The following is a 13,000-nucleotide window of genomic DNA, read 5'->3' on the forward strand; positions in this document are numbered from 1 at the left end:
TTGAATTGTTATGTTTTCTAAATTTATAAGAAGGCCTGTATTATCTATTGTCATTTCATTGATAATCGTATTTTTAGGTGTTATTTCGTTAATTAAGTTACCAGTAACCCAATTTCCATCGATATCGCCTCCCAAAGTTAATGTGACGGCAGAATATCCTGGAGCCAACGGCGAACTCATGGTGAAATCTGTACTCATCCCTTTGGAGCGTGCTTTGAATGGCGTTCCCGGGATGAAATATATGACTTCCGACGCTGGAAATGATGGTGAAGCCTCTATTCAGGTTGTTTTTAATCTCGGCACAGATCCCAATCTAGCCGCAGTGAACGTCCAAAATAGGGTGTCCTCTGTTGTCAATAAACTTCCTCCTTTGGTGGTTCGTGAAGGAGTGAAGATTACCCGAGAAGAGTCCAATATGCTGATGTATATTAACTTATATAGCACAGATCCACATGCAGATCAAAAGTTTCTCTTCAACTTTGCAGATATCAATATCCTTTCAGAGTTAAAACGTGTAGACGGTGTTGGTGTGGCTAATATATTGGGAAACCGCGAATATGCTATGCGCATCTGGTTGAAACCTGATCGCATGATGGCTTATAAAATCTCTGCAGATGATGTGTTGAAAGCTTTGGATGAGCAGAGTTTGGAAGCATCTCCTGGACGTGCAGGGGAAAGTTCGGGTAAAAGATCGCAATCTTTTGAGTATGTATTGAAGTATTCGGGACGTTTCAACAATAAAGAACAGTACGAGGATATCGTGTTGCGTGCTGATGGAAATGGTGAAATCCTGAGGTTGAAGGATGTAGCAACAGTGGAATTTGGAAGTTCGATGTATGATTTATATTCTACATTAGACGGTAAGCCTTCCGCGGCCATTGTAGTTAAGCAATCGTATGGTAGTAATGCGAGCGAGGTGATCAAAAATATCAAAGCAAAAATGGCTGAGATTAAGGGGACAACCTTTCCTAAGGGAATGAACTATGAAATTAGTTATGACGTCTCCAAGTTTTTGGATGCGTCGATGGAAAAAGTGGTTCATACGTTACTTGAAGCCTTTGTTTTGGTAGGTATTGTGGTCTTCCTTTTCTTAGGAGACTGGCGTTCTACACTCATACCGGCAATGGCTGTACCGGTTTCGTTGATAGGAACTTTTGCTTTTATGCAGATGTTCGGTATCACGCTCAATCTGATTTCGTTATTTGCATTGGTGATGGCTATTGGTGTGGTAGTTGACGACGCAATTGTGGTGATCGAGGCGGTGCATGCAAAGATGGAGGAAAAACACTTGTCGGCACTGAAGGCTACCGAAGAGGCTATGTACGAGATTAGTGGTGCGATTATCGCAATTACGTTGGTGATGGCAGCGGTATTTTTACCTGTTGCTTTTATGTCGGGGCCAGTAGGTATTTTTTATCGACAGTTTTCTATTACGATGGCTATTTCCATTCTCTTGTCGGGCGTTGTGGCATTGACTTTAACACCTGCATTATGTGCTATGATCTTAAAGAATCAACACGGCAAAAAGCGGAAGAAAACATGGTTGAATAAAGGTCTTGACGGTTTTAACAATATGTTTGAAGTAGGTTCGAAGCGTTATCACCGTCTCTTGCGTCGCGTGACTAATAAGCGGGTATTAACTTTCGGGCTGTTAACAGGCTTCTGTGTTGCTGTTTTCTTTTTGAATAATAGTCTGCCTTCCGGATTTATTCCAAATGAAGATCAAGGAATGTTCTATGCCGTTATCCAAACTCCTCCGGGCTCTACTTTGGAACGTACCAATCAAATCGCAGAACAGTTGCAGTCTTTAGCTGAAGATATCGAAGGTGTGCAATCTGTATCCTCTATTGCGGGATATGAAGTGCTTACCGAAGGAACCGCTGCAAACTCGGGAACCTGTCTTATCAATTTAAAGAGCTGGGAAGATCGGAAAAATTCTATTCAAGACGTAATTAACGAACTTGAGAAGCGTGCTAGTGGTATCTCAGGTGCCACAATTGAATTCTTTCAACCTCCAGCGGTTCCAGGTTACGGTGCTGCGGGTGGCTTTGAATTAAGGTTGCTGGATAAGACAGGAAAAGGAAATTATCAAGAAATGGAAAAAGTGAGCCACGAATTTGTGGAGGAATTAAGTAAACGACCAGAGCTTTCATCTGTCTTCACCTTTTACAGTGCTAGTTTTCCACAATATATGTTGAAGATTGATAATGATATCGCCCAACAGAAGGGGGTTACTATTGAAAATGCAATGAATACGTTATCAACATTGGTTGGTAGTAATTACGAGACAAGTTTCATCAAGTTTGACCGGCCTTACAAGGTGATGGTACAGGCTTTACCTGAATATAGGGCACTTCCGGAAGATATCTTGAAGTTGTATGTGAAGAATGATAAAGAAGAGATGGTTCCTTTTTCAGCTTTTATGAAAATGGAAAAGGTTTATGGCCTTTCTGAAATCACACGTCATAATATGTACAACTCTGCTGAAATTAGTGGAGCAGCGGCGCCCGGATATAGTAGTGGCGCGGCGATTCAGGCGATCACGGAAGTTGCCAAAGCAAAGCTGCCTCGCGGTTTTGGTATCGATTGGGCAGGTATTTCGAAGGATGAGGTCGCTCGAGGTAATGAAGCACTGTATATTTTTGCTATTTGTCTCGTGTTCGTCTATCTCGTGTTGGCTGCGCAGTATGAGAGTTTTATTCTGCCATTGCCTGTGGTATTGTCACTGCCTGCTGGAATTTTTGGAGCCTATCTGTTGTTAAAAATCGCGGGGTTAGAAAACAACATCTATGCACAGGTGGCACTGATCATGTTGATAGGTCTGTTGGGTAAAAATGCTGTGCTTATTATTGAGTTCGCTGTGCAGAAACATCGCGAAGGAAGTTCGGTGCTGAAGGCGGCTATCGAAGGTGCCAGTGTTCGTTTTAGACCAATCTTGATGACTTCCTTTGCGTTTATCGCTGGACTTATTCCATTGGTTTTTGCGACGGGTCCGGGAGCAATTGGGAATAGGACGATTGGTACGGCTGCAGCTGGAGGGATGTTGTTGGGTACGGTGTTTGGGCTGATTATCGTTCCGGGGCTCTATTATATCTTTGGAAAGATCTCCGAGAAGCATATGTTGGTGAAAAAAGAAGAAGAGAATCCATTAACGGAAGAAATTGAACATCATGTTTAAAAGGAAAATAAATGTAGGCAAGGTAGTGCCCATGGTGGGCATTGTCTTGCTAGCGGTAAGTTGTAAAGTGCCAGCTATTGTTGATCATAAACCATCGACTGTGGTGCCCGAAACTTTTGATGTGCCTACAGATACGGCTACTGTGGCCAATATTCCCTGGAATCAGTTTTTTACGGATCCTTATTTACGGGACTTGATTGATACGGCGTTGAAAAATAATCAGGAATTGTTAATTACGTTGCAGGAAATTGAGATTGCGAAGAATGAGGTGCATATGAAGGAGGGAAACATTTTGCCGACCGTAGGAGCACGTATAGGTGCAGATGTCGATAAAGTAGGACGTTATACGAGCCAGGGAGCTGGAGATGCATCTACCGAAATAGAGCCCGGTCGAGAGATGCCTGATCCTTTGCAAAATTATGGTGCACAACTGTATGCCCATTGGGAAGTTGATATCTGGCGTAAATTAAGAAATGCAAAATCGGCTGCAGTGAGTCGTTATTTGTCTACGGTGGAGGGAAAGAATTTCGTGTTGTCTAATTTAATTGGGGAAATTGCTAATTCATATTATGAGTTGATTTCCTTAGATAGTGAACTGGATGTTGTGCGTCAGTCTATCAAATTGCAACAGGATGCTTTAACTGTTGTTAAATTACAGAAGGAAGCCTCTCGAGTTACTGAATTGGCGGTACAGAAATTCCAGGCGGAGGTCTTGAAATCCCAAAGCTTAGAGTTCGATATTTTACAACAGATTAAGGAAGCGGAGAATAAGATTAGCTTTCTGATCGGAGGATATCCAAAACATATAACGCGCGAGCATACGAATCTTCTAAACATAGGAACATCGATTGTGCACGCTGGTATGCCCTCTGAATTGTTGGCCAATAGACCGGATATAAAGCAGGCTGAATTAGAATTGGAAGCGTCCAAACTGGATGTGAAAGTGGCTAGGGCTGAATTTTATCCTTCTTTTGATCTATCTGCAGCAGTAGGCTTGGAAGCGTTTAAGCCCAGTTATTTACTGAAGTTGCCTGAGTCTCTTCTGTATTCTTTGGCTGGCGACTTGGCCGGTCCACTGATCAATCGTAAGGCTATTCAAGCGGAGTTCGCTAATGCTGATGCGCGGCAATTGCAAGCGATGTACAATTATGAACGTACCATCTTAAATGCGTATTTGGAAACATCGAATCATCTCTCGAAGATTAATAATCTGGAGCAAGGTTTTGATTTGAAGAATAGGGAAGTTGAGGCATTGACAAAATCAATTGCTGTATCGAATGATCTTTTTAAATCTGCACGGGCCGACTATTTGGAGGTATTGATGACGCAGCGCGACGTGTTGGAAGCTAAATTAGAGTTGATCGAGACAAAAAAACAGCAATTGATGACGGTTACGAATGTATATCGCGATCTTGGTGGGGGTTGGAAATAAGGTTGTGATTATCCAATATCGTGTTGTGTAAGCGATATTAGTGTTGAAATTTGGAATTCGAGCTGCCAGAAGATTCTGACGGCTCGAATTATTTTAAATCTTTCGGCTACATAAGTTACTATTCTTTTTTCTTTTTATTAGCGAATCATAAAAGTTTGGCAAACGTATTGTAAATAAAGATGGCAGCCCTGTAGGCTATTTTATTAAATTTATTGCAAACTTTTTGGAAAAAATGATATCAGTTGTTGTTATAGAAGATGAACCGGCTATTCGCAAAGAAATTATTTATTTACTCGAACAGGAGCCTGACCTGGTTTTATTGGGATGGAGCGATAGTGTACGTACGGCAATAAGTTTGTTGGAAGAACATCAGCCCGATGTGGTGTTGATGGATATCCAGCTTCGTGACGGCACAGGATTCGATTTGCTAAAGAAAATTGAACCTATCCCGCAAAATATTATATTTATTACAGCATATAATAATTTTGCTATTAAAGCCATAAAATATGGCGCATTGGATTATTTACTTAAACCCATTGATCAAACGGAGCTTAAAGAATCCTTATCGCGTTTTCGAAGACGACGCGAGAATAATCCGCAATGGATGCAACAGCTTTCTTTGACGCAAGAGTCACTGTCGAGTGATAAGGAATTGCCGGAGCGTATCGCTCTTAATTCAGTGAATAATGTACGCATTATTTCCGTAACGGATATTGTGTATTGCAAAGGCGACGGCCCTTATACGTTTTTCTTTCTTCAAGATGGGCGTAAGGAATTGATATCGAAGCCGCTTAAGTATTATGAAGAATTATTGCCAAGTCCTTATTTTCTGCGGACACACCAATCGTATCTGGTCAATAGACGTTATGTTTCTGGAGTGAACCGTTCCGAATATATCATTCTGAAAAACAACGAGGAGATACCTATTTCTTTGCGGCGGAAGAATTTTGTGCTTAACCAACTTTTTCCAAAGCAATGAAGTACGGTTTAATTTTTACATTCGCTTTTGTGTGGTTGGGAGGATTGATTTCCTGTAACGAAGAGAGTAACTTCTTGTCCAAAGAATGGAAATCTGTTCCTGAAGAGATTCGGCGGTTATCGACGGTGGCGGTCACACGTTCTAATCAGGATTCTCTTTTGCATGCTTGGATGGAACTTATGCAAAGTCCTATCTTAAAGAACGATACGGTGAGTGCTGTAAAAGTAGACTATAATGTAGCGCGATTATATGCGATGCGGGGACAGGACTCTGCTGAATTTTATGTACAACGGGCTTTAGATTATATCGAACCTACTGAAGGAAATCTGGAAGACAAGGCATTGGTTTATAACGGTATGGGGAATATTCGGAGTTTGGTAGCAAATAATCATGAAGCAAATTACTATTACAATAAGGCCGCAGCTATTGTGTTATCCGACGATTCTATTCAACTTTCTGCCGAAGCGAAATCTGCTATGTTGCTTTCTGCTGCACAAAGTAATGAGATGACTTTTCAATACGATTTAGCGGATAAGATGAACCGTGCAGCTTTGCCACTTATTAAAGATGTGCCAGAGGGGCATATTAATCATCAGCGCGTGTTGGTACAAATGATTCAAATGTTGAGTGCAACGCGGGCTCCTTCGGATAGCATTTTACCTTATCTACATCGCCTGGAGGAATTGCATCGTAATCACCCCGATCGGTATAATGTCAGCTTTCTCTATGAATCTAAAGAAAAGTATTTTGCTAGGACCACGTTGCAAGATTCTTTGTTACACTACCAGCTGCTAAAAATAGATACGGATGAGAAACTATATCAATTGGATAGTTCGGCTGGAATCCACATCAACAATTTATTAATTGCTTATTGCAATGCAAGTCACTCTTATATCGTATTGGAAAAAGTTGATCAGGCAAACAAGATTCTAAAAAAAGCAACAGATCTGCGTAGCCATCACCAAAAAATGATTTATCCCAGTAATGAGATTGATTACCAAAATAGTTTAGCAGCTCTTTACAAAGCACAGGGAAAGAAAGACCAAGCAATTGCGGTGTTGTCTTACACTGCGTCACTCCAAAAGGCGATATATGAGACAGAGAATACGCAAGCTGTTGCCGAGATGAGTTCCTTGTATCAGCTACAGGCTAAAGATCGTTCGATAAGAACACTTCATGAGAATATCAAAATTGATAAATTGCGATTGCAGAAAAATAGACTATTGCTAGCGGTGTCTATTCTTATAACTGTGCTATTGAGTATGTTGTTGCTATTTTTCTATTATACTTACCGACAACGGCGTCTTCAGCAAGTAAAGGAAAAAATTATATTACAACAGCAACTTTTGCGTACGCAAATGGAGCCGCATTTTATTTTCAATATCTTGGCCGCCGTACAGAGTTTTATCCGAATGGATAGAAAGGAGCAAGCGATAAAATATCTTAATCGTTTCAGCCGTCTTTTACGAAGTAGTTTGGAATTAAGTAGGGAAAATTTGGTTCCACTGAATGAGGAAATAGAAACACTTGAAAACTACATCAACCTTCAACAAATGCGATTTGAAGATGCGTTTAGTTATTCTTTACAACAGCCATTCGAGCAAGATCTAAGTGCGGTTATGTTACCTCCTATGCTTGTTCAGCCTTATGTTGAGAATGCAATTCTACACGGCGTTGATATGGATAAAGGCGGAGGGCACGTGGCTGTGGAGTTTTCGTTCGAGGCAGATGATCTCTTAAAAATAAGAATTGCAGATACAGGTAAGACGGATGAAAGGGCCTCTGAATTTACACATCGATCGTTGTCAGGGGCTATTAGTCGCGAGCGTATACAGCTTTTAGGGAAACAAGCAAGCATCTCTATGACCTCGTCTACCAATGGAGGGACTGTTGTGGTATTGTGTATTCCTGTTGTAAAAGCTTAAAATGCTTTTTTGAATTGAAAAGGACGCTTTAAACTATTTTTTACGTATTCTAGCCGTTTTGATCGGTCTTTTATTCCTCATTGGTGTAAACTAAGCAGTATTCAGTTCTGAGGGTAGGAGGTTGTTGACAAAAAAGCTTCCTATAAAAGAAACCGTTTCGTAAGTAATTATGGGACGGTTTTTTAAGCGCTTACCTAGCGATATTTTCGATCATATTCGCTTATCTAAAATAGCCGTTTAAAACCGATGCAGAAAAAAAAATAAAAAGCATACTGATACTGTAAATGTAAAGGGTTTTGGTTAGATATATACGTTTTTTTATTAAAATGCTTATTAGTGATATAAGGTGGTTGTAAAATTATAATAACTTATGATTAACACTTGTAAATTTTTGGTTTAATATATTTATTGTAATTATATGTATGCATTCCTAATTATTTTTTATTAAAGGTTTTTTTAGTATTCTTTGGTTTTGCTTTTTTTTGTTCTCAAGTCTGCAGAACTCGGTTTCAGGTTTGTTGCTTAAAAATGATGATCAGAAATGGGCGTCTCTTATCTTGAAAATTTCATTTTTGAAACTATAGATGATACAATAACGCAAAAAAATGATACGATTAAGCAATTTAATGCTTTGTTTTTTGGCTAGAATTGTAATGTTGATTCTTTGCGCTGTAGGCTAATGAATAAACGCGAATAGACTAACTATATAAATCTAATAATTCAATTTTTTATGAAAGACATTAACGCAAGCTGATGACGTTTTTTTAGTAAAGTACTATTTTCTGATTGGAAGATCATAGGTGTTTTACGAGATATAGGTCCATAAATTTTGTTTAAAGCGAGAAAATGAAAGCATTAAATAATGCTTATGGGATTTTTTTGCTCAAAAAATAGGAAAGAAGCGATAACTAGGGAGTCGTACTTTAAGTTATAAACCTTAAAACCAATAATCAATAAAACTAACAGATCCGATTTCGGTCGGGGTAAAGACCACATATTTATGAAAATAAAAAATAGAATGAAAACCAGATGCTGGCCAATCCAAGGGATGTTGGCGGTGTTGATCATGCTTTTCTTTGTGCAGTGTAAAGACGACAACGACGGACAACAAGAAGTTGGGTATGATCCTGCTAAACCAGTATTGATAACAGACTTTTTTCCAAAGGAAGGTGGGGCAGGGAGCAATCTTGTTATTTATGGAGATAATTTTGGGAATGATCTCTCAAAAACGAAAGTAGTCATCGGAGGGAAAACCGCTAAAGTTATTGGTGTGAAAAATAATAGTTTGTATTGTGTTATCCCAGAGAAAGCTTACGACGGTGATATACAGATAAGTCTGCTTGGTGAAAATGGAGACGAAATTGCACAGGCAGCAATTGAGGAAAGATTCTCTTACACAAAGAAATGGCTTGTTTCCACTTTCTTGGGGAAGTATTATGAAGTCAGTAACAATCGGGAAAATAAAGAAGGCCCGTTTAACGACTGTGGCGCATTTGAAGGCATGCTGTGGTTTACCTTCGATCCAAAGAATCCGAACCACCTCTATTTTACGGCTGATACAAAAAACTCGCGTCTTGTTGATTTCGAAAAAGAATATGTCGGTTATTTCAGAACGGGGCTAGATCGTGTTTCTATTTTTAATTGGCGAATAGATGGGAATCAAGATATGATTGTTTCCCATAACCAGACGAGCGATACCCGATATGGGAACTACATTTTCTCGCGTCAATCCAACTTTGCTCAAAATACCCCTATTCCGGTTTATGCACGTGGGGTGAACGGAACGATGGTTCATCCAAAAAACGGGGAATTGTATTATTCCCGGTATAGAGCAGGTGATATACGTCGTTATGATTTTGAAAGTCAGGAAGATAAATTAGCTTTCGCTAATCCTTATAGCGCTGTGGCTGTATATATGGTTGTCCATCCGTCGGGTGATTATGCTTATTTACTTGAGTATGAGAGACATTATATTATGCGTACCGATTATGATTATGAACGAAAGATATTTACGACTCCGTATACTATTGCAGGCACAGCGAGTACAACAGGTGGTTATGCTGATGGAGTAGGTACGAATGCTTTGTTGAATAACCCTGTACAAGGTGTCTTTGTAAAGAATCCAGAATATGAGGAGTTTGGTGGCGATCAGTATGATTTCTATTTCTGTGATAAGGGAAACCATGCTGTGCGTAGAATGACACCGCAAGGTAGGGTAAGTACATTCGCGGGACGTGGTAATAATGGTACAAGTGGCTATGTGGATGGTGATTTGCGGACGGAAGCTCGTTTTTCTAGTCCGCAGGCCATCATTTATGACGAATTGCGGGAATGTTTTTATGTGGGAGATACCGGCAATTGGATTATTCGGAAAATAGCTAAAGAAGGGGAGTAACCAATAATATTGATCTTATGATGAAAAGAATTATTTTACTAAGCTGTATCGTGTTACTTGGAAGTATTTTGCCGGTTTTAGGACAGGAGCAGGTAACTGTAACAGGCTTGGTCACGAATGCCAATAATGAACCTCTTGCTGGGGTAAATGTTGCAATAAGCAACACGCCTGGATTGGGAGCTATCACTGATCCTGGAGGTACATACAGTATCAAGGTTAAGCCTTATCAAACGCTGGTGTTTACTTATATAGGTTACGACAAGGCGGAAGTGCTACTGAAAGAGCAACGTGTAGTCAATGTAACGATGAAGGAGGCGGATGGAAGTGTCATTAATGAAGTTGTTATTACAGCTACAGGAGCACAGAAAAAGATAGCAGTAACAGGAGCGATTACTACAGTGGATGTGGAGCGTCTGAAATCTAATCCTTCAACCTCAATGGCGGATGCCTTAGCGGGTGTTGTTCCTGGTGTTATGGCTATGCAGACCTCCGGACGTCCAGGTGCTGTGTCGGAGTTTTGGATTCGAAGTGTGTCGACTTTTGGCGCGAATAGCTCTGCCTTGATTTTGATCGATGGGTTTGAACGTGATATGAATGAAATAAATGTAGAGGATGTGGAGTCGTTTTCTGTTTTGAAAGATGCGTCTGCCACAGCGATCTATGGTAGTAGAGGGGCGAATGGTGTACTTTTGATAACGACGAAGCGGGGAAAGGAAGGTAAAATTAATATCAATGCGAAGGTAGAGGGGTTCTATAATACATTGACAAAACTTCCTGAATTTGTTGATGGATACACCTACGCTTCTATGGCTAATGAAGCGAAAATTGCCCGCAATCAAGAACCCCTTTTTTCTAATGCAGAGCTTGAGGTCTTGCGACTAGGGTTGGATCCAGATCTTTTTCCTGATGTCAATTGGATGGATGTATTGTTGCGAGATGGTGCGAAGAGTCAACGTAGTAACATCAACATGAGTGGCGGCGGAAAGACCGCTCGTTACTATATCTCTGGAAGTTATCAAAACCAACAAGGGATGTATAATGTTGATGAGGCGTTGAAAAATTATAATACCAACGCAAATTTTAAAAAGTATACTTATCGCTTGAGTGTTGATATGGATATTACCAAGACAACTCTATTGCGTGCTGGTGTTTCGGGATCTTTGCGTAAGCAAAATGATGCGGGTGTAGGCACAGATGCTATATGGACTGCGCTTATGGGATATAATCCTATAATAGCTCCAATGGTATATTCCGATGGAAGAATTCCCGCCAACGGTAACGACAACGGAGATCGGTTTAATCCTTGGGTGCAAGCTACCATGACGGGATATAAAGAAACTTGGGCTAATAATATACAAACGACCCTAAACTTAGAGCAAAAATTAGATTTTGTGACAAGAGGACTCCGATTTGTCGGACGTTTTGGCTACGATACGACCAATGAGAATTGGATAAGGCGTTACAAGTATCCAGAGCTTTGGAAGGCGAATCGCTACAGGAATACGAATGGTGAACTTATTTATCAACGTATTACGGAAGAAATGCAGATGACGCAGACCTCGGGATCTGAAGGCGATAAGCGCGAATTTTTTGAGTGGGATCTCGTTTACGATCGAGGTATTGGTAATCATCATTTCGGGGGGATTGCTAAATATACGCAGCAAGCGAAGGTGTTTACGCAGAATATCGGAACAGACCTAAAGAATGGTATTGCGCGCCGCAACCAAGGTTTGGCGGGACGTGTGCACTACAACTGGAACTCACGTTATTTCATAGATTTCAATTTTGGCTATAATGGATCCGAGAACTTTCATAAAGATAATCGGTTTGGTTTCTTTCCTGCTATTTCAGGAGCATGGAATATTGCTGAGGAGCCAATCATTAAACAGCTAGACTGGGTAAACATGTTTAAAGTTCGCTTTTCTTACGGAAAGGCTGGTAATGATAATCTAGGTGATATTCGTTTTCCTTATTTGTATACCATTGAGCAAATGCTAGGTGGAGGGTACAATTTTGGAGATTATGAATCGTCAAATATTTGGGATGGAATGCGTTATTCCTCTATAGCCTCTCGGAATGTTTCGTGGGAAATTGCCACCAAGCAGGATTTAGGTATCGACTACTCGTTTTTTAATGATAAGTTCAATGGAACGGTTGATTTTTTTCACGAACGAAGAGAGGGGATTTATATGAATCGTAACTATTTGCCTGGATTTGTTGGCCTAGAAAGTGCTCCGGCTGCAAATGTTGGAGAAGTCGTTGCGAAGGGGTTTGATGGTAATTTTACCTTAAAACAAAAAGTTAAGGAAGTGAATTTGACCCTGCGCGGGAACCTAACCTATAGTAAGAATGAAATCATTGAACGTGATGAGGAGAATACCATTTACGGGTATAGACTGGAGGAAGGACATCGTGTCAACCAGGCCAGAGGACTAGTGGCTTTGGGGCTATTTAAAGATTATGAAGATATTCGTAATAGCCCACGTCAAACCTTTGGGGAGGTAATGCCTGGCGATATCAAATACAAAGACATCAATGGTGATGGTATTGTAGATAACAACGATATTGCTTCTATTGGTGCTACAACGAGACCCAATCTCATTTATGGATTTGGCCTTTCTGGTAGTTGGAAAGGGTTAGATATTAATGCCCATTTTCAAGGAGCAGGGAAGTCGACCTATTTCATAGAAGGTTCCACGGTATACATGTTTAGTACAGGTGATGGTTGGGGGAATGTGTTAAGTGATATGGCTAATGGTAATCGGTGGATTTTAGGTGAAAACGAAGATCCTAATGCTGATTATCCACGTTTAACTTATGGGGCGAATGCAAATAATAATAGACGTTCAACTTTTTGGCTTCGTGACGGCTCTTATTTACGACTAAAAACGATGGATATAGGTTATTCTCTTCCTAAAACGTTGGTCAATCGAGCACATTTGAATAACGTTCGGATATTCTTCGTTGGCACCAATCTATTGACATTTTCAAAATTCAAACTATGGGATCCTGAACTGGGCAATTCCACAGGGAAAGAGTATCCGTTGAGTAAAACATTTTCTTTAGGAATCTCTGTTAATCTTTAATATGT

The 13,000-nt window shown here is 40.2% G+C and carries 6 protein-coding genes; all 6 read left to right on the forward strand.

The window, feature by feature from the left end:
• Positions 1 to 10: 10 nt before the first annotated feature.
• The 6 genes from ACSZOX_RS13550 to ACSZOX_RS13575 all read left to right on the forward strand — a co-directional run bounded on the left by ACSZOX_RS13550 (position 11) and on the right by ACSZOX_RS13575 (position 12,995).
• The gene (locus ACSZOX_RS13550) at positions 11 to 3,178 is read left to right on the forward strand and encodes an efflux RND transporter permease subunit (RefSeq protein ID WP_437920566.1); all 3,168 of its coding nucleotides are present in this window, start codon (positions 11 to 13) and stop codon (positions 3,176 to 3,178) included.
• Positions 3,171 to 4,610 (forward strand): TolC family protein, encoded by a 1,440-nt coding sequence (locus ACSZOX_RS13555; RefSeq protein WP_437920567.1) that lies wholly within the window; start codon positions 3,171 to 3,173, stop codon positions 4,608 to 4,610. Before ACSZOX_RS13550 ends, ACSZOX_RS13555 begins: the two co-directional genes overlap by 8 nt.
• Before the next feature lie 232 nt (positions 4,611 to 4,842).
• Positions 4,843 to 5,589 (forward strand): LytR/AlgR family response regulator transcription factor, encoded by a 747-nt coding sequence (locus ACSZOX_RS13560; protein WP_437920568.1) that lies wholly within the window; start codon positions 4,843 to 4,845, stop codon positions 5,587 to 5,589.
• Complete coding sequence (locus ACSZOX_RS13565; protein WP_437920570.1) at positions 5,586 to 7,514, forward strand: sensor histidine kinase; 1,929 nt, start codon at positions 5,586 to 5,588, stop codon at positions 7,512 to 7,514. The genes ACSZOX_RS13560 and ACSZOX_RS13565 overlap by 4 nt, the downstream gene beginning before the upstream one ends.
• Positions 7,515 to 8,532: 1,018 nt before the next feature.
• Positions 8,533 to 9,909 carry an IPT/TIG domain-containing protein gene (locus tag ACSZOX_RS13570; RefSeq protein WP_437920571.1) on the forward strand — a complete coding sequence of 459 codons (1,377 nt, stop codon included), beginning with the start codon at positions 8,533 to 8,535 and terminating at the stop codon, positions 9,907 to 9,909.
• A gap of 17 nt (positions 9,910 to 9,926) precedes the next feature.
• Positions 9,927 to 12,995 (forward strand): SusC/RagA family TonB-linked outer membrane protein, encoded by a 3,069-nt coding sequence (locus ACSZOX_RS13575; RefSeq protein WP_437920572.1) that lies wholly within the window; start codon positions 9,927 to 9,929, stop codon positions 12,993 to 12,995.
• The last annotated feature ends 5 nt before the right edge of the window (positions 12,996 to 13,000 follow it).

The organism is Sphingobacterium sp. LRF_L2 (genome assembly GCF_965644235.1).
Lineage (GTDB): Bacteria > Bacteroidota > Bacteroidia > Sphingobacteriales > Sphingobacteriaceae > Sphingobacterium.